The following is a 17,872-nucleotide window of genomic DNA, read 5'->3' on the forward strand; positions in this document are numbered from 1 at the left end:
GTGTCCGGTCGGTATGTGTGTGGGCTCGATCGACCGGAAGGACACCCCCATGGAGATACCGACAGTGTCGAAGGCTACGCAGCGCTGGGTGCTCGCGCTGGGAGCCGTCGCTTCGATGATGGCGGCGCTGGACACCCTGGTGGTGGCGACCGCGTTGGGCACGCTGCGCGAGGATTTCGGCGCCTCGCTGGCGACCTTGGAATGGACCGTCAACGGCTACAACCTGAGTTTCGCGGTGCTGCTGATCACTGCGGCGGTGCTCGGGGACCGGTTCGGGCGGCGCCGCATGTTCGCGGTCGGGCTCGCGATCTTCGTTGCCGGATCGGCGGCGTGCGCGGTCGCGGGGTCGGCCGGGGCGTTGATCGTGGCGCGGGTGGTGCAGGGCGCGGGGGCGGCGCTGATCATGAGTTTGGCGTTGGCGTTGGTCACCGCGGCGTTCGCGCCCGAGCGGCGGGGTGGGGCGATCGGGGTGCTGGAAGGGGTGACCGGGTTGGCGGTCGCGTGCGGGCCGCTGGTCGGCGGGGCGGTCGCGGAGGGGTTGTCGTGGCAGTGGATCTTCTGGGTGAATGTGCCGATCGGGCTGCTGGCCATTCCGCTGGTGCTGGTGTGGATTCCGGAGAGCTTCGGGCCCGATACCGCAGTCGACGGTGTCGGGTTGGGGCTGGTGACCGGTGGTGCGCTGGGCGTGGTGTGGGGGCTGGTGCGCGGCAATATCGTGGGCTGGACGGATCCGGAGATCCTGGTGACGCTGGGTGGTGGCATCGTCGCACTGCTCGGTTTCGCGGTGTGGGAATCGCGCACGCGCACACCGATGTTCCCGGTCCGGATGTTCACGTCCCGTGGCTTCGCGGCCGGGAACGTGGCGATCTTCCTGACCTTCGCCGCACTGTTCGGCGCGGTGTTCTTCTTCGCGCAGTTCCTCCAGATGGTGTTCCACTACGGGCCGCTGGGCGCGGGGCTGCGGTTGCTGCCGTGGACCTTGACCCTGTTCTTCTGCGCGCCGTTGGCCGGGGTGCTGGCCGATCGGATCGGGGAGCGTCCGCTGATGACCGTCGGATTGACGCTCCAGGCGGTCGGGCTGGGCTGGATCGCGATCGTCGCCGATCCCGGAATGGCTTATCCGGCCCTGATTCTGCCGCTGGTGGTGGCGGGAATCGGGGTGTCCATGGCGATTCCGACCGCGCAGAGCGCGGTGGTCGGGGCGGTGGAGCACGGGTCGATCGGGAAGGCGGCGGGCGCCAACAGCATGATGCGGGAACTCGGCGGGGTGTTCGGGATCGCCGTGGTGGTGGCGGTTTTCGCGGGCTTCGGTGGGTACGGGTCGACGGTGGAGTTCGTCGACGGGTTCGGTCCGGCGATCGCGGTGGGCGCCGCGTTGTCGTTGCTCGGGGCCGTCGTGGCGCTCGCGCTACCGGGTCGCCGGGCGCGGACGGCCGACGGCGAGGCGGCGGCGATGGTTCCGGTGTGAGCCGCGTCGGTGGGTCGCCGCGCGGCGATCTACCCGCCGGCGACGGCCGGGATGATCATCAGTTCGGTGTTCGTGGTCAGCGGAGTGTCGACGCCGTTCAAGGTGCGGCATTCGTCGCCGTCTACGTAGAAGTTGACGTAGCGGCGGAGAGTGCCGCGCTCGTCGCGGAGACGCCGTTCCAGCGCGGGGGACCGGTCGCGGAGGGCGTCGAGGACCTCGCGCAGGGTGGGGGCGTCGATGTCGAGTTCGTGCGCGCCGTTCGCGTAGGGGCGCAGGGCGGAGGGGAGCAGGACGCGGGCCATGGGTCAGCCGATGACGGCGGCGCGGACGCACAGGACGTCGGGGAGTTTGTCGGCGACCAGGTGCCAGTGGTCGCCTTCGTCGGGGCTGCAGTAGACCTCGCCGTTGCGGGTGCCGAAGTAGATGCCGGTGGGGTCGGCGTCGTCGGCGGTCATCGCGTCGCGCATGACGGCGGCCCAGAACGGCACTGTCGGAAGACCGTCCGTGCGCGCCGACCAGGTCCGGCCGCCGTCGTCGCTGCGGTAGACGGCGCAGGTGGCGTCGGGTGGGAAGCGGAAGCGGTCCATGTCGGCGACGAGCGGGAAGGTGTAGATGACGCCGGGGCGGCGGGGATGGGCGACGATCGGGAAGCCGAAATTCGACGGTGGCAGGTCGGCGTCGATGGACTGCCAGGTGGTGCCGTCGTCGGTGCTGCGGAACACACCGCCATGGTTCTGCAGGTAGAGGGTGCTGGGGGTTTCGGCGTCGCGGACGACCTTGTGCACGCACTGGCCCCATTCGGGCAGCTCGCCGGGCATGAAGTCGGCGGTGACGCCCTTGTTGGTCGGTGTCCAGGAGGCGCCGCCGTCGGTGGTCTGGTAGACGCCGCCGGTCGACATGGCCACGGCCAGGCGCTGGGTGTCGGTGGGATGTGGGAGGACGGTATGCAGGGCGAGCCCGCCGCCGCCCGGCTCCCACTGCGGCCGGTGCGGATGGTCCCACAGGCCTCTGACCAGCGTGAAAGTCCTTCCGCCGTCGGTGGAACGGAACAGCGCCGACGGTTCGACGCCCGCGTACACCACCTCCGGCTCGGCCTCGGTGGCCGGCGCGATCTGCCAGACGCCCTGGAGCGCGGCGTCGGTGCTGTCGGGGAAGGCCAGTGGGGCGTCGTCGGGTTCGGTCCAGGTCTCGCCGAGATCGTCGCTGGCCACCAGCGTCGGGCCGAAGTGGCTGTTGAGGACACCGGCCAGCAGGCGCGGGGTTTCCCGACGGGTGTCGATGGCCAGCGCTTTCACGTCGGCGACCGGGAACTGGGGCGGGCTCACCGTCCAGCTCACCCGGCCGTCCGAGCTGCGGGCCAGGAACAATCCCTTGCGCGTTCCGATTCCGAGAAGTACGTCCATCGCCGACCTCCAGGTCGTCAGCACCGACGCGGATGAAAATGAGCGTACTCCGCGGTGACGTAAGGGCCGCATGATCGCGTTTCGTGAGGGATACTGGTCCGATCGTGCGCAACCCGCCGCACGAGCGTGACTTTTTCGCGACCATTTCGTAATCTGGCAGTGACCTTGTTCTCGACAGTAGCTGGTGATTTCTAAAGTGCCTGGTCAACATCGCACCCCCGCTCCTCCGACGGGGCGCATGTCGTTGGCTGTGTGCAGCCTCGCAGCAACGGTTCCCGGCATGCTCTGGATGGCGTTCCGGCCGGGCGGGACCGAGGTGCAGCAGGTCGCGGCCGTCGTGCCGCACACCCCGTCCGCCGTCGAGGTCGACGTCCTGCCCGCGCTGACCCACGACGAGCCGACCATCGCGCCTGCTCCGGTCGCGGCCGACGACGAATCGGCGACGCTGTCCGCCTCGAAGCTGAAGTACCTGTGCTCGACGGAGTGGAAGGGCACCCAGCCCCACGTCGCGCAGGTCAGCCACATGGTGCAGAAGATGTTCGGGCTCTCCGACATCGGCGGCGCCAACGGGCGATTCGACGGTGACCACGGCGCCGGCCTCGCGCTCGACATCATGACCTCGAACCCCGCGCAGGGTGATGCGATCGCCGCGTTCGTGCTGGCCAACAAGGCGCGCTTCGGCGTCACCTACGTGATCTGGCAGCAGCAGTTCAACGACGGCGGCGGCTGGTCGTACATGGAGGACCGGGGCAGCCCGACCCAGAACCACTACGACCACGTGCACGTGTCGTTCTCCTCGTACGGCGCGGCCAACCTCACCTGCTGATCTCCGGCACCGAAGTTCCGGAGACCAGCCTCGGTCACTTGCCGATCGGCGCGCCGAACAGCCCGGCGAGGGTCTCGCCGACGATCGCCACCCATTCCGGCCAGGTGCGCTGATCGAGTGTCATGGTGCCGACATCGGTGAGCGTGCACCCGGACTCGACCGGCACGCCGGCGAAGCGGTCGCGCATCCACATCATCACGCTGGGGACCGCGATCGGTTCCAGTGAGAGATGTTCGCTGAGATGGTCACGGGTGTAGGTGATCCGGGCGGCGGGGTCCTGGCAGTAGGTGCCGTAGAGGGTGTTGACCGGGCCGACCGGGACCAGCCAGTCCATGTTCGCCTGGTAGAGGAACACGGGCATGGTCGGCGTGGATTTGCCCATGCGGGTGCGGTCGAGGACCTTCTTCGCCTCCGGGGATTCGAGCGGGTCGCCGGGGGTGTTCAGCAGGCCCTTGATGTTCATGAACGGCAGCGACAGCGCCTGGTACGTGACGCACATGCGGTCCTTCGCGTCGAGCAGCACCTGCGCGAGCGGGGTGCCGGTGCGCCGCAGGAAGGCGGCGAATTCCGGTTCCTCGTGGGCCAGTCCGATGATGCCGGCGAACACGACGCCCGAGGCCGCGTTGTTGTTGGCGAGGTTCACCAGGGCGCCGAGGTCGGCGTCGGTGCCGCCCGACGCCGCGCCGACGATGTTCAGTTCGGGCGCGTAGGTGGCGGCCAGTTCGGCGGCGTGCATGGTCGGGACCGAGCCGCCCGAGTAGCCCATCATGCCGACCTTCGTTGCCGCGCCGTCCAGGCCGAGCGGGGTGAAGTTCTCCGCGGCGCGGATGCCGTCGAGGGCGATGCGCCCGGCGAGCGGGCCGTGGGCGAAGGCGGAGTTGGGGCCCTGATGGTCGGGAACGACGACGGCCCAGCCCTGCTGGAGCGCGACCTGCACCTCGAGGAACGAGATCGAGGCCACCGACTGGCCGGTGATCTGACCGGGGATCGACCACTGCTGCACAGCGTAGGAGGACGCGCAGTACTGGCCGGTCGAGTCCTCGGCCATGTGGTAGGAGAGCAGGTTGCGGGTGCCGGGCGCGACCTCGCCGCGCGGCTTCAGCACGGTGGCCACCGACGCGATCGGCTGGTCGTAGCTGTTGTTGGAGCGGTAGGAGACCTGCCAGGCGTCGACATTGACCGGGAGCAGGGAGAAGTTGGCGACGCGGACCTCGCGCGCGGCGATGATCTCGCCCGGCTGCTTGGTGGCGATCACCTCGGCCGGTGGGCGGTAGAACCCGTCGAATTCCGGGATCGCCGGGGCGCTGAGGAACGGCGGGGCCGGCTGCACCGGACCGTCGTAGGGATCGGCGAAGGCCGGTGTGCCGCTGAGGATCAGCAGCGTGCCGAGCGCGGCGGCGCCCGCGGTGGCGCAGCGGCGGAACAGGCCGGTCCGCGTTCTGTCGTCGGATCTTCTTCGCGTACCGGGCACGCGGCACCCCTTCGTTCAGTTTTAGACGCCGTCGTCTAAATTGTGCCGCACGTTACAGCGTGCCGGAGCCGTTCGGCAAGTGGGTCAGGGCAGGGTGAGGGCGACCAGGAAGCGGGTGAGGACTTCGACCAGGTCGTCGAATCCGGTGCGCGGCTCGGTGCTGCTCCACTGGTGCACCAGCGCCATCAGCGCGCCGATGAATCCGGTTGCCGCCGTGCGATATCCGCCGACGGGGGTGAAGTCCTTGCCGAGCGCGAGCCGCAGTTCGGTGGCGAAGAAGTCGGCCCAGACCTCGCGCTGTTCGATCCGGTGCCGCTCGAACTCGTCGCTCACGCCGACGCACTCGACGAACGAGACGCGCGCGCGATGGACATCGGAGCCGACCGACTCCGCGTAGGCGCGCATGGCGGCCCGCGCCCGGGTGACGAAATCGTCGGCGGCGGTGTCGGCGACCGCCGTGGCGACGGCCTGGCGCGCGTCGACCTGCACCGCGTCGTACACCGCGAGCAGCAGTTCCTCGCGATTGGCGAAGTGCTCGTAGAACTGGGCGCGGGCGAGTCCGGCGGCCTTGCAGATGCTGGTGATGGAGCTGTTGCGGTAGCCGGCGTCGCCGAAGACGGCGAGTCCGGCGAGCAGGAATCGGTCGCGCCGCTGGGCTCGCCGGTCGTCGACGCGGCTGCTCGCGCGGGAGGAACTGGGGACCGTCACCGCCGTCAGGATAGTGCGACGTCTCCTGGGCGGGTGATCAGCGTGTGGCTTTCCTGAGAGTCGACCGTTCATTTAGGCATATCTCCACGCGATCGGGGCCGCGCTCCTACGGTGAGAGTGGCTCAGTTCTGTCGAGAGGAATGTGGACATGGGACGGTTGGCGGGCAAGGTCGCGGTGATCAGCGGCGGAGCGCGGGGAATGGGCGCGGCACACGCGCGCCGGTTCGTCGCGGAGGGCGCGTCGGTGGTACTCGGTGACGTGCTCGACGACGAGGGCGCCCTCGTCGCCAAGGAACTCGGCGACGCCGCGATCTACCGGCACCTGGACGTGCGCGAGCCCGAGCAGTGGGCTGCGGTCGTGGCGGCGGCGGTCGAGACCTTCGGCGGGCTGCACGTGCTGGTGAACAACGCGGGGATCGTCAACGGGAACCTGCTCGTCGACTTCGCGCTGGAGGAGTGGCAGCGGATCATCGACATCAACCTGACCGGGACCTTCCTCGGCATGCAGGCCGCGGTGCCCGCGATGACCAGCGGCGGATCGATCGTGAACATCTCCTCGGTCGAGGGGATGCGCGGTAGCCCGGGTCTGCACGGGTACACGGCGACGAAGTTCGCGGTGCGCGGGCTCACCAAGTCGGCGGCGCTGGAGCTGGCGGCGCAGGGAATCCGGGTGAATTCGGTGCATCCCGGCCTGATCAGCACGCCGATGACCGAGGGGATTCCGGCGGACTTCCTGCAGATTCCGGTGAAGCGCGCGGCCGAGCCGGACGAGGTGTCGGCGCTGGTCGCGTACCTGGCGTCGGACGAGTCGTCGTATTCCACCGGTGCGGAGTTCGTCGTCGACGGCGGGCTCACGGTCGGGGTGCCGCACAAGAGTTTCTGAGCGGAATCGTGTCGGCGGAACCCCGCGGTTCCGCCGACCGGCGGGACGTCAGCTCAGGCGGCGGATGTCGCCGCGGACGCGGTAGAAGCCGCCGCGGGCGGATTCGGTGACGGCGTCGACGACGTAGCGGGTGCCCGCCTGGCGGATGTCGCGGGGGAACTGGACGTTCCAGCCGCGTTCGTAGCCGGGGCTGACGACGTGCACGCGCAGCGAGCCGCCGTGTTCGACGCATTCGACGACGATGCCGGTGCCCGCGTCGGTGGTGACCTCGAGGGTGCTCGACGCGGTGACCGCCGAGATCTCGGGGGCCTTGACCGAGACGGTGCTGGGGAGTACGCCCTGGTCGGCGTCGCGGACGGCGGCTTCGCTCACATCGAGGCAGGCCAGCGCGCCGGACGTGGTGACCAGGTACAGCTTCTCGTCGTGGTACTGCATGGAGTACGCCGAACCGCAGCCGGTGGCCAGCTTCCACAGGCGGGTGCCGGTGGCGTCGAAGCAGTAGACCGAGGAGTGCGAGTCGCCGGCGAAGACGTAGCGGCCGTCGGGGGAGGCGGCGCAGGAGAAGACGGCGGCGTCGCACTGGTAGGCGCGGGTGGTGACGCCCTGCTTGGTGATCTCCTCGACGCGGTTGGCCGAGGTGCCCGCGTAGACGTCGGAGGTCTCCTGCCAGCCGAACAGGACCGAGCCGTTGGTCGGCGAATGCCATTGGGTGGCACCGGTTTCCAGGTGGTACTTGGTGACACCGGCGCTGTGACCGTGGTAGACGCCGGTCGGGTCCAGGCGCACCATCCAGCCGGAGGAGCCGGTGCTGCGGGCCGACCACAGGGACTCCTCCTCGTGGTCGATGACGGTCAGCCCGCCCGCGGCGTCGGAGGCGGCGAGGATGCCGTCGTGGATGTCGAGCCAGTAGACGTCGGTGGCCGAGACGTCGTAGGCGGCGCGCGGTACCTTGCCCGACAGGTCGTAGACGCGGCCGTCGTCACAGCCCGCGTAGATCCAGAAGTCGTCGGCCACCAGGCATTTCACGCCGTCGGGCAGCTGGTAGCGGTTGGTCACCACGCCGTCGGGGGTGAGGGTGTAGACCTCGCCGTTCTCGTTGCCGACCCAGCAGCGCTGCTCGTCGACGAAGATGCCGAACGCGGCCGCGCCGGAGTCGAAGCGCCACAGGACCGGAGCGCTCTTGGCGGTCGAGCGCTGGCTGGTGATCACTCGCCGCGTCACCGCGCGGCGCTGTCGCCCGCCCATCACCGCGGGCGCGTAGCCCTTGCGAACCTTCTCGCCGATCTTCTTCTGCGCGGCCGACTTCGCCTTCTCCGCCGTGGCGAACGAACTCGCCTTGGACTGACCCTGCTCGCCGATCCGGCCGAAGCGGATGTTGACCTGGGTGCCGGTGACGATCACCTCGTAGAACTTGTGCGAGGAACCGGTGTCGTCGGACAGTTCCAGGTAGGTGGTTTCGGCGGTCGTCATGGATCCTCGCTGAGCTCGTGCGTCTTTCGAACGAGCGAAAAGTAGCAAGGCACACCGACATCGGCCCGATAGACGATATCGCTGCAGGTCAACGCATGTGAGTGGCGCTATCCACTGAAGCAGGCGGTGAGTTTGGCCACCGAGTCCGGCGACAACGGACGCAGACCCTTCTGGAGGTCGGTGTTCTGTATGCCGAATCGGATTCCTCGTCGATTGTCGGGGAACCGGTCCGGGATCGCGTTGCGGAGTTCTCGTCGCAGCGTGAACGGCACTACGTAGGTGTAGATCTCGGGTTCAGGCCAGGGCGAATTGACTGCCGGTCGGGCCCGGTCCGTCGCTGTGAGCATGGCGAGTAGACCCGAGCCTGGACGCTGGCCGCCGCCACGCCAGACGAAGATGGTGTCGCCGACGCGGACTTGTGCGGCACTCCGGACTGCCGACGGGCTGGAGCGCACCCCGATCAGGCCGGACTGCTTGCAGATGGCCCAGTTGGTCGCATCTTCGTAGCGCAGGCTGAAAACGAACGCAGGCATACGAACAGATGCTAGTGGTCGCGATCATCGCCGGGCGGTGGAACTGCGTGTCACATGCCCGCGACGTCGAGGAGTGGTGGGGGATAGGTGGTGTGGGGGAGGGCGGTGCGCCAGGGGCGGTGGATGGTGGGGCCGGGGAGGTGGGCTAGTTCGGGGAGCCAGGTGCGGGTGTAGGTGCCGTCGGGGTCGTAGCGGTCGGCTTGGCGGAGGGGGTTGAGGGTGCGGTTGGGGCGGGTGTCGGTGCCGGTGCCCGCGGCCCACTGCCAGTTGAGCTGGTTGTTGGCGAGGTCGGCGTCGACGAGCCAGTGCAGGAAGTGGGCGGCGCCGATGCGCCAGTCCAGGCGCAGGGATTTGGCGAAGAAGGAGGCGGTGATCAGGCGGGCGCGGCCGGGGAGCCAGCCGTCGGTGACGAGCTGGCGCATGGCGGCGTCGATGATCGGGTAGCCGGTGCGGCCTTGTTTCCAGGCGGTGACGGCGTCGGGGTCGGTGCGCACGGCGAACGGGCCGGGGCGGTAGCTGGTCCAGGCGGTGTCGGGGCGGGCCGCGAGGAGCTGGTGGTGGAAGTCGCGCCAGGCGAGCTGGCGGGCGAAGGCGTGGCCGCCCGGGTCGGACAGGTCGGTGCGGTGCACGATCTCGACGGGGGACAGGCAGCCGAAGTGCAGGTGCGGGGAGAGGTGGGAGGTGGCGTCGGCGGCGAGGTCGTCGTTGCGGTCGGCGTAGTCCTCGATCGGGCCGGCGAGCCACTTGCGCAGCAGGACCCGGCCGCTGATCTCGCCGCCGCGCGGGCAGTTCGGGGACGGGTCACCCGCGGACAGGTCGCCGGGTGTCGGCAGGGGATCGCTCGCCACATCGGGTACCGACAGGCTGCGCGGAGTGCCGAGCGGATGGCGCTGGTGGGCGTCGACCCAGCGGCGGAAATAGGGGGTGAACACCGCGTAGTGGTCGCGGCCGGTGGCGGGGGTGAGGACGGCGGGGTCGGCGGCGGTGACGACCGCGCTGTGGGTGCGCACCACGCAGTCCGTCCCGTCGAGGCGCTCACGCAGGGCCTGTTCGCGACGGGTGGCGAAGGCGCTGACGTCCTCGGCGAGATGCACCGCGCCCGCGCCGGTCTCGGCGACGAGCCGGGCGAGTTCCTCGGTCACCTCGCCGCGGCGCACCACGAGCCTGCCGCCGATGCCGCGCAGGCGCTCGTCGAGTTCGGCCAGGGCGGTGGCGAGGAAGACGGCGCGGTTGGGTGGGCAGCGGTCGGGGACGATGCGGTCGTCGACGACGAAGAGCGGGATCACGGCGTCGCTCTCGCGGTGCGCGGCGGTGAGGACCGGGTTGTCGGCGGTGCGCAGGTCGCGGGTGAACAGCGCGATCGAGACGCTCATCGGGCGCACAGCGGGGTGATGTCGGAGCGGCCGCCGGTGGTCGGGGTGGTCAGGTAGACACAGGTGTTCTGGCCAGCGGCCACGATCGCGGCGTCGATGTCGTTCCAGGTGGCGACGTCGACGGCGGGGGTGCGGGACAGGACGAAGCCGGACAGGCGGCTGGGGTCGGTGACGACCGCCCAGGAGTAGTCCGGGCCGAGCGCGGTGACGATGTAGTTGGGGGCGCCGGTGCGCTGATCCTGGCCGGGCACGCCAGGGAAGGAGACGTGCAGCTGGGCGCTGGTGACGGGATCGGTGACCGTCGCGGTGCCCCGGATCTCGGCGGTGCCGCCCGACCAGGTGCGGCAGCGGTTGTAGACGCCGACGTCACCGGCGTCGTCGAGGGTGTAGGTGGCGGTGGTGTCGCCGGCGCAGTCGAGGCTGAACGGGGCCGGGATCGCGGCCAATTGATGCCAGACGCCCAGGTACCGCTCGACATCGAGCGACGGCACCGGCGCCGGGGGCGCGGCGGAAGCGGCGGCCGGGACCAGCGCCACGGCCGCGCAGGCGAGTAGCGGAACGGAGGAACGGGCGATGCGCACGAGAACTCCTCGGATCGTTGGTACTGACAGACTACCAATGAACGATGCATAATCGATGCATCCGGCGAGAGGAGTTCCCGATGACACGGGAGTGGCCGTTCCGTCTGCTCGGTGTGGTGACCGCCGCCTACGGCGTGAGTGTGGCCGCACGCCCCGAGGTGCTGTTGCGGCCGTGCGGATGGGAGCCGGATCGGGCGGGCAGTCGGGCGCTGGCCCGGATGGTCGGGTGCCGGGACGCGATCTCCGGCACGGCCATGGTGCTGGCGCCGGACGCCCGCGTCGCGCGCGCCGCCGCGGGGGTGCGCATCGCGGCCGACCTCGCCGACGCGCTGGTCCTCGGCACGGCGGTCGAACCACGCCTGCGCCGGACCGCGATCACGGTGCCGCTGGTCTGGGGCCTGATCGGGGCGGTGAGCACGGCGCTGGCCTGGCCGTCGCGACCCGCCGCCACACGGCCGTGACACGCGGGCGCGGTGGCATCGGTCAGAATGGGACGATGCCCGCCGGTTCCGCCCCTGTCTCCGACGCGGCCGGGTACACAGTGCGCGCGGTCGCGGATCGTCTCGGCATCCCGACGGCCACCCTGCGCAGCTGGAATCGCCGCTACGCCATCGGGCCCGCGCAAGACCGTCCCGGCCGGCACCGCCTCTACACCGAAGCCGATATCGCCCTGCTCGAGCGCATGGTGACGCTGATCCGCGACGGCGCGAGCCCGGCGGGCGCCGCGGCGGCCGCGCGGGGACCCGCGGTGCTGGCGGGCAACCGCGGCGAGCTGATCGACGCCGCGTTCGCCCTGGACTCCTCGACCACGGTCGACCTGGTCGAGGCGCACGTGCGCGCCTTCGGCGTGATCCGCACCTGGGACGAGCTGTGCCGCCCGGCCTTCGCCGACATCGTGGCGCGGCAGGGCGTGGGGGAGAACTGCATCGATGTCGAGCATCTGCTGTCGTGGTCGATCGCGGCGGTGATGCAGCGGGTGCAGACCGCGCCGGTGGTCGCCGACCGGACCGTCGTCCTCGCCTGCACCGGCGGGGAAACCCATTCGCTGCCGCTGGAAGTGCTGCGCGCGGCACTGGCCGAGCAGGGCGTCGGCGCCCGGATGCTCGGCGCCGATGTGCCGACGATCGCGCTGGTCGGCGCGCTGGCCCGGCCCGCCGGGCCCACCTCGCTGCTGCTGTGGTCGCAGCGGGAATCGACCGCGCTGACCTCGGCCGTGCTGGCCGGTCTCGACGCGGGCGCGCGGGTCTTCGTCGGTGGCCCCGGCTGGGACGCGGCGCTGCTGCCGTCGTCGGTCGCGCGCATCGCCTCGCTCGCGGGCGCGGTCGAGGTGTTGCGCTGACGGCTGGCCGCCGCGCACCAAACGATGCATAATTGATTCAAATCGGGTGGATCGGCCGCCCGTAGTCCGGGGACGACCGGAGGAATCGCATGCACGCATCGAATGGGCCACGCCGGGTAGCGGTGATCGGTAGCGGAGTCGCGGGGCTCACGGCCGCCTGGGTACTCGCCCGCTCGGCCGAGGTCACGCTCTACGAGGCGCAGGGCCGGCTCGGCGGGCACGCCGACACACACCGTGTGGTCGCGGGCAACGGCGAAACCCTCGGAGTGGACACCGGATTCATCGTGCACAACGACCGCACCTACCCGACGCTGCGGCGGCTGTTCGGCGAACTCGGCATCGCCACCGGCGAGTCCGACATGAGCATGTCGGTGCGCTGCGACGGCTGCGGACTCGAATACGCCGGCGCGCGTGGGCTGCCGGGACTGTTCCCGCGCCCCGGGCACCTGGTGCGTGGCCGGTATCTGCGGCTGCTCGCCGAGGTGCCGCGATTCCACCGCCTGGCTCGCGCCGAACTCGCCACGAGCGCGGCGACCGAACGCACGGTGGCCGAATTCCTGGCCGACGCCGGATTCTCCGCCTACTTCCGCACTCACTTCCTGGCACCGCTGATCTCGGCGGTGTGGTCCTGCGATCCGCGCACCGCGCTGCGCTATCCGGCCCGCTACCTGTTCACCTTCCTCGACCACCACGGCATGCTGACGGTGTTCGGCTCACCCACCTGGCGCACGGTCACCGGCGGATCGGCGACCTATGTCGCGGCGGTCGCCGACCGCCTGCACCGGGTCCGGGTCGCCACCCCGGTCCGGACGCTGCATCGGCATCCGGACGGGGTCACCGTCCGCACCGCCGACGACGGTGTCGTCGACTTCGACGCCGCGGTGGTCGCGACCCACCCGCACGAGGCGCTGGCCCTGCTGGCCGAGCCGACCGCCGCCGAACGCGCCGTCCTCGCGGCCATGCCGTACTCGGTGAATCACACTGTCCTGCACACCGATTCCCGGCTGCTGCCGCGCGCTCCCGGCGCACGCGCGTCCTGGAACTACCGCCTGCCCGCCTGCGGCGCCGAACCCGACCGCGTCCTGGTCACCTACGACCTCACCAGGCTCCAACGCCTCGACGACACCGGCGACCGGCGCTTCCTGGTGACCCTGGGCGACGGCGACCGCATCGATCCCGGCGCGGTGCTCGAGACCATGACCTACGAACACCCGCTCTACACCCCGGAATCGGTGGCCGCCCGCGCTCGGACAAGCGAACTCGGCTGCGCCCGAACGGCCTTCGCGGGCGCCTACCACGGGTGGGGATTCCACGAGGACGGCGCGCTGTCGGGCCTGCGCGCCGCCGAGCGGCTCGGCGGACGCTGGACGGGCCCGGTGCCCGACCTGGTGGCGGCCACATGACCGCGCGCCTGATCCGCACCGACATCCGGCACACCCGGCTGGCGCCGATCCGGCACGCCTTCCGCTATCGCGGGCACAGCTGGCTGGTCGATCTGGACCGCATGCCCCGATTGCCGTGGTGGCTGCGGCCGTTCGCGGGTTTCGACGCGGGCGACCACCTGGGCGAACGCGGTGGCTCGCTGCGCGCCGCCGTCGACGGGTACCTGGCCGCCGAGGGCATCGACCTGCGGGGTGGGCGGGTGCTCATGCTGGCCGGCGCGCGCTCCTTCGGGTACGTCTTCGATCCGCTGACGCTGTATTGGTGCCGCGACCACACCGGCGCGCCGGTGTGCGTGATCGCCGAGGTGCGCAACACCTACGGCGGCGCGCACCGCTACCTGCTGCGGCCCGACGACGACGGTCGGGCCCGGGTCGGCAAGGAGTTCTACGTCTCGCCGTTCAACCCGGTGGCGGGGGAGTACCGGCTGCGCGTGCCCGAGCCCGATGCGGCGCTGCGGGTGTCGATCACGCTGGTGACCGACCGGCCGATCTTCGTCGCCACCGTCGCGGGCCGCTGCGTGCCCGCCACCACCGGCGCGATCCTGCGCGCCGTGCTGACCGATCCGATCCCGCCGCTGCTCGTGGCCGCGCGTATCCGCTGGCAGGGCGTGCGGCTCTGGGCGCGGGGACTGCCGCTCGTGCCGCGTCCGGCGGCCGTGCCCGAGGAGGCGCTCCGATGACGACCGTGGACACCACCGCGAATCCCACTGTGCCGGAGCGTGATCGGTGGGATCTGGCCGTGCCGCGCGGGCTGCGGGCGGGCGTGTCGGCGAGGGCCGTCGATCCGCTGGTGCGCCGCCTGACCCGGCGGCTGCCGCTGGCGGTGCGCTATCCCGACGGCACCGTCGTCGGCGCGCCCACCGGGGTGCCGTGCCTGGTGCTGCACCGGCCCGGTGACTTCGCCGCCAGGGTCGGCGCGGCCGGGCTCATCGGTTTCGGTGAGTCGTACATGGCCGGCGACTGGGACGCGCCCGATCTCGTCGGCGTGCTGACCGTGCTCGCCGCCCACATCGACGAGCTGGTGCCGCGGTCGCTGGCCCGGTTGCGCCGCCTCTACGTCGCCGGACATCCGGCCGCCGAACGCAATTCCGAGGACAACACGCGCGGCAACATCGCCCGGCACTACGACCTGTCCAACGACTTCTTCGGGCTGTTCCTCGACGAGACCATGACCTATTCGGCCGCGTTGTTCACCGATCCCGCCGCCGATCTCGCCACCGCCCAGCGCGCGAAGATCGACCGCCTGCTCGACCGCGCGCACGTGCGCTCCGGCACCCGGCTGCTCGAAATCGGCACCGGCTGGGGTGAACTCGCGGTCCGGGCGGCCGCGCGCGGCGCGCACGTGCACACCGTGACGCTGTCGACCGAACAGCGGACGGCGGCGCTGGAACGGGTGGCGGCGGCCGGACTGACGGAGCGGGTGCGGGTGGACCTGCTCGACTACCGCGGGGTGCGCGGCAGCTACGACGCCGTTGTCTCGGTGGAGATGATCGAGGCGGTCGGCTACGAATACCTCGACACCTATTTCGCGACCATCGGCCGGGTGCTCGCGCCGGGCGGCCGGGCCGCGATCCAGGCCATCACCATGCCGCACGAGCGCATGCTCGCCACCCGGCACACCTACACCTGGATCCAGAAGTACATCTTCCCCGGTGGATTCCTGCCGTCGGTGCGGGCGATCGAGGAATCCGTCGCGCGGGCGACGGATCTGGCTGTGTGCGAGGAGTTCTCGATGGGCCCGCAGTACGCGCGGACCCTGCGCGCGTGGCGGGAACGGTTCGAGAACGCGCGGACGGAGGTCGGCGCGCTCGGGTTCGACGAGACGTTCGTGCGGATGTGGCGGTTGTATCTGGCGTACTCGGAGGCGGGCTTCCGGTCGGGGTACCTCGACGTCGGGCAGTTCGTCCTCGCGCGGGGGTGAGTCAGCGGCCGAGCAGGTGGCGCAGCGTCTGTTCGAGGTCGGGGCCGCGGAAGACGTGGCCCGCCTGGGCCAGTCGGGCCGGGGACACCCGCTGACTCGCCGCGGCCAGCTCCCGCGCGCCCTGCTCGCCCAGCAGCAGCGCCGGGCCGAACGACGGGACCGGGAGCAGGGCGGGCCGGTGCAGGACCCGGGCCAGCACCTCGGTGTAGTCGCTGTTGCGGACCGGATCGGGGGCCACCGCGTTGACCGGGCCGACGAGCGAATCGTCCCAGAGCGCACGGTGATAGATGTCGAGCAGATCGTCGAGACCGATCCAGGACAGCCACTGGGTGCCGTCGCCGATCCGGCCGCCCAGACCCGCCGTGAACAGGGGACGCAGCAGCCGCAATGTTCCGCCGGTGGGTGACTGGACGATGCCGGTGCGGACCTGCACCACGCGGCCACCGGCGGCCGTGGTCGCCGCCTCCCAGCCGGTCACCACCTCGGCGAGGAAACCGTCGCCGGGATCGGCGGTCTCGGTGAGGATCTCGTCGCCCCGGTCGTAGCCGTAATAGCCGATGGCGGAAGCGGAGACGAAGGTGCCGACGCCGCAGCGGGCCGCGGTCTCGGCCAGTGCCTTGGTCGGGCCGATCCGGCTGTCGGCGATGGCGCGGCGGTGCTCCTCGGTGAACCGGCCCGCGATCGGCGCGCCCGCCAGATGCACCACCGCGTCGACGCCGTCGAGCAGGTCCGGCGCGGGATCGGCCGGGTCCCACCGGCGTTCGGCGGGACCGGACGGCGCGTGGCGCACGAGCCGGACGACCCGGTGACCGCCGGTCGACAGGAACGCGCACAGCGCCGTGCCGACCATGCCGGTCGCGCCGCTGACCGCGATGGTGCGCGCGGTGAAACCCGCCTCGGCGGCGCGCCGGTGGGCGGCGAGGTCGTCGGCGAGCTGGCGGTAGCGGTAGTCGAACATCGGGCGCAGCAGGCGGGCGGGGAGTGGGGTGTCGACGTGGTCGGCCACGCGGGTGTGGGTGCCGTCGACGGCGGTGAAGTCGTGGGTGTGCCGCCACGGCAGCAGGCGGCCGATCGGCGCGGAGGCCAGGCCCTCGACCGCGGTCGCGTCGGCGAAACGGTGGGGCGGGTCGTAGGCGGCCGGATCGTGGCGCGCGACCCAGCGCAGGCCGCCTGGCAGACCGAGCACGGCGGCGCCACGGGCCAGGTCGTCGGACTCGCTGAGCAGCCGGACCGGCTGCCAGGGCGGCGCCAGGCGGGTGAACGCACCGTGCCGGGCGAACCAGGCGAAGACCTCGTCGCGGGGTGCGGAGACAACCATCGAACAGTCGATGCCCATCACTCGACTCTAGCCCCGTTCTGTCATCGTTGAAGCGTTTGTGCATCGTTTCACGCGGTATTCTGGAGAAGTGATCGCGATTGGTGGGAAAAACGATGCGAGTTTCGAGCCGTCGTTCGTCGACGCGCTGCTGGACCGGGCCGTCCTGCCGGGCTACAGCAGACTCGGGATCGCGCTACGACGGCGCGGCTGGCCGTCCGCCGACCCGGCGCCCGACGCCCTGCGCGGGCGGCGCGCCGTGATCACCGGGGCCAACAGCGGCATCGGGCTGGCCATGGCGGACGGGCTGGTGGCGCTGGGCGCTTCGGTCGTGCTGGCCGTCCGGAGCACTCGGCGGGGCGAGGACGCGGCGGCCGGACTGCGGCGACGGCACCCCGGCGGCACCGTGACGGTGGTGGAATGCGATGTCGCCGAACCCGATTCGGTGCGGCGCTGCGCCGCCGCACTCGGTGAGACCCCGATCGATGTCCTGGTGCACAACGCGGGTGTGCTCCCGGCGCGCCGCCAGGAGAACAGCGCCGGACACGAACTCACCCTCGCCACCCACGTGCTCGGGCCGCTGCTGCTGACCGAGCTGGTCCGGCCCCTGCTGGCGGCCGCGCACGGGGCTCGGGTGGTGCTGATGTCCTCCGGCGGGATGTACGCCCAGCCGCTGATGACCGACGACCCCGACTACCGGCGCGGCGAATACCGGGGCGCGCGGGCCTACGCGCGCACCAAACGGATGCAGGTCGCGCTCACGCCCCTGCTGGCCGCCGAGCTCGCCGACGAGCGGACGTGGGTGCACGCCGTGCACCCCGGCTGGGTCGACACCCCTGGCATCGCCGACGCGCTGCCCCGATTCCGCCGCGTCACCCGGCCGCTGCTGCGCACCCCGGCCGAGGGCGCCGACACCGCGATCTGGCTGGCCGCCACCGCGCGGCCGGTGCCCTCTGGCCGGTTCTGGCACGACCGCCGGGTCCGCCCGCTGCACCTGCGGCGCGGCACCCGCTACACCGAGGCCGAGGCCGCCGCGCTGTGGCGGGACTGCCGGGCCATGATCGGCGTGCCGGAGTCCACCTGACCGACACGGCGAAGGGCGGCGGTTCCACGGAACCGCCGCCCTTCACACAAGATCG

Annotated in this window: 18 protein-coding genes; 9 read left to right on the top strand and 9 right to left on the bottom strand. The window is 71.2% G+C overall.

Translation table 11 applies throughout. The annotated features are described in order from the left end of the window. Positions 1 to 49: 49 nt before the first annotated feature. Positions 50 to 1,468, top strand: a complete 1,419-nt coding sequence (locus ACFVW6_RS30995; RefSeq protein ID WP_378833458.1) for a DHA2 family efflux MFS transporter permease subunit — start codon at positions 50 to 52, stop codon at positions 1,466 to 1,468. A gap of 29 nt (positions 1,469 to 1,497) precedes the next feature. Here the strand turns inward: ACFVW6_RS30995 and ACFVW6_RS31000 are convergent, their stop codons facing one another. Continuing rightward, positions 1,498 to 1,770: a MoaD/ThiS family protein gene (locus ACFVW6_RS31000; RefSeq protein WP_378833456.1), complete on the bottom strand. Its 273-nt coding sequence runs from the start codon at positions 1,768 to 1,770 to the stop codon at positions 1,498 to 1,500. A 3-nt stretch (positions 1,771 to 1,773) separates the two neighbouring features. Further along, the gene (locus tag ACFVW6_RS31005; protein WP_378833453.1) at positions 1,774 to 2,871 is read right to left on the bottom strand and encodes an exo-alpha-sialidase; all 1,098 of its coding nucleotides are present in this window, start codon (positions 2,869 to 2,871) and stop codon (positions 1,774 to 1,776) included. Positions 2,872 to 3,151: 280 nt separating this feature from the next. Between ACFVW6_RS31005 and ACFVW6_RS31010 the strand changes: the two genes are divergently transcribed. After that, positions 3,152 to 3,697 carry a hypothetical protein gene (locus ACFVW6_RS31010; protein WP_355279884.1) on the top strand — a complete coding sequence of 182 codons (546 nt, stop codon included), beginning with the start codon at positions 3,152 to 3,154 and terminating at the stop codon, positions 3,695 to 3,697. Positions 3,698 to 3,731: 34 nt separating this feature from the next. On the opposite strand, the gene ACFVW6_RS31015 is transcribed toward ACFVW6_RS31010, so the two are convergent. Further along, positions 3,732 to 5,168, bottom strand: a complete 1,437-nt coding sequence (locus tag ACFVW6_RS31015; protein WP_378833451.1) for a lipase family protein — start codon at positions 5,166 to 5,168, stop codon at positions 3,732 to 3,734. A gap of 84 nt (positions 5,169 to 5,252) precedes the next feature. Further along, positions 5,253 to 5,876: a TetR/AcrR family transcriptional regulator gene (locus ACFVW6_RS31020; protein ID WP_378833449.1), complete on the bottom strand. Its 624-nt coding sequence runs from the start codon at positions 5,874 to 5,876 to the stop codon at positions 5,253 to 5,255. Between the two features lie 148 nt (positions 5,877 to 6,024). Between ACFVW6_RS31020 and ACFVW6_RS31025 the strand changes: the two genes are divergently transcribed. Beyond that, the gene (locus ACFVW6_RS31025; RefSeq protein ID WP_355279890.1) at positions 6,025 to 6,759 is read left to right on the top strand and encodes an SDR family oxidoreductase; all 735 of its coding nucleotides are present in this window, start codon (positions 6,025 to 6,027) and stop codon (positions 6,757 to 6,759) included. Between the two features lie 48 nt (positions 6,760 to 6,807). Here ACFVW6_RS31025 and ACFVW6_RS31030 read toward each other — a convergent pair whose 3' ends face one another. The 4 genes from ACFVW6_RS31030 to ACFVW6_RS31045 form a co-directional block, all read right to left on the bottom strand. Further along, positions 6,808 to 8,229, bottom strand: coding sequence for a WGR domain-containing protein (locus ACFVW6_RS31030; protein WP_378833445.1), 1,422 nt, complete (start codon positions 8,227 to 8,229; stop codon positions 6,808 to 6,810). Positions 8,230 to 8,336: 107 nt separating this feature from the next. Beyond that, positions 8,337 to 8,762 (bottom strand): hypothetical protein, encoded by a 426-nt coding sequence (locus ACFVW6_RS31035; RefSeq protein WP_378833442.1) that lies wholly within the window; start codon positions 8,760 to 8,762, stop codon positions 8,337 to 8,339. Positions 8,763 to 8,812: 50 nt separating this feature from the next. Continuing rightward, positions 8,813 to 10,135: a cryptochrome/photolyase family protein gene (locus tag ACFVW6_RS31040; RefSeq protein ID WP_378833440.1), complete on the bottom strand. Its 1,323-nt coding sequence runs from the start codon at positions 10,133 to 10,135 to the stop codon at positions 8,813 to 8,815. Continuing rightward, on the bottom strand, positions 10,132 to 10,716 hold the full coding sequence (locus ACFVW6_RS31045; RefSeq protein ID WP_378833437.1) for a lipocalin family protein: 585 nt from the start codon (positions 10,714 to 10,716) through the stop codon (positions 10,132 to 10,134). Before ACFVW6_RS31045 ends, ACFVW6_RS31040 begins: the two co-directional genes overlap by 4 nt. An 80-nt stretch (positions 10,717 to 10,796) precedes the next feature. Between ACFVW6_RS31045 and ACFVW6_RS31050 the strand changes: the two genes are divergently transcribed. The 5 genes from ACFVW6_RS31050 to ACFVW6_RS31070 all read left to right on the top strand — a co-directional run bounded on the left by ACFVW6_RS31050 (position 10,797) and on the right by ACFVW6_RS31070 (position 15,418). After that, positions 10,797 to 11,177 (top strand): hypothetical protein, encoded by a 381-nt coding sequence (locus ACFVW6_RS31050; protein WP_378833434.1) that lies wholly within the window; start codon positions 10,797 to 10,799, stop codon positions 11,175 to 11,177. Between the two features lie 35 nt (positions 11,178 to 11,212). Next, the gene (locus ACFVW6_RS31055; RefSeq protein ID WP_378833431.1) at positions 11,213 to 12,055 is read left to right on the top strand and encodes a MerR family transcriptional regulator; all 843 of its coding nucleotides are present in this window, start codon (positions 11,213 to 11,215) and stop codon (positions 12,053 to 12,055) included. Positions 12,056 to 12,144: 89 nt separating this feature from the next. After that, the gene (locus ACFVW6_RS31060; protein ID WP_378833429.1) at positions 12,145 to 13,458 is read left to right on the top strand and encodes an NAD(P)/FAD-dependent oxidoreductase; all 1,314 of its coding nucleotides are present in this window, start codon (positions 12,145 to 12,147) and stop codon (positions 13,456 to 13,458) included. Then, positions 13,455 to 14,177, top strand: coding sequence for a DUF1365 domain-containing protein (locus ACFVW6_RS31065; RefSeq protein ID WP_378833426.1), 723 nt, complete (start codon positions 13,455 to 13,457; stop codon positions 14,175 to 14,177). The genes ACFVW6_RS31060 and ACFVW6_RS31065 overlap by 4 nt, the downstream gene beginning before the upstream one ends. Continuing rightward, positions 14,174 to 15,418, top strand: coding sequence for a class I SAM-dependent methyltransferase (locus tag ACFVW6_RS31070; protein WP_378833424.1), 1,245 nt, complete (start codon positions 14,174 to 14,176; stop codon positions 15,416 to 15,418). The genes ACFVW6_RS31065 and ACFVW6_RS31070 overlap by 4 nt, the downstream gene beginning before the upstream one ends. 1 nt (position 15,419) lies before the next feature. On the opposite strand, the gene ACFVW6_RS31075 is transcribed toward ACFVW6_RS31070, so the two are convergent. Then, entirely contained in the window at positions 15,420 to 16,754 is a 1,335-nt protein-coding gene (locus ACFVW6_RS31075) for a TIGR01777 family oxidoreductase (protein WP_378833421.1), read from the bottom strand. Between the two features lie 70 nt (positions 16,755 to 16,824). Between ACFVW6_RS31075 and ACFVW6_RS31080 the strand changes: the two genes are divergently transcribed. After that, on the top strand, positions 16,825 to 17,817 hold the full coding sequence (locus tag ACFVW6_RS31080; RefSeq protein ID WP_378833419.1) for an SDR family NAD(P)-dependent oxidoreductase: 993 nt from the start codon (positions 16,825 to 16,827) through the stop codon (positions 17,815 to 17,817). Positions 17,818 to 17,872 lie beyond the last annotated feature (55 nt).

Source organism: Nocardia sp. NPDC058244 (genome assembly GCF_042882065.1).
GTDB lineage: Bacteria > Actinomycetota > Actinomycetes > Mycobacteriales > Mycobacteriaceae > Nocardia.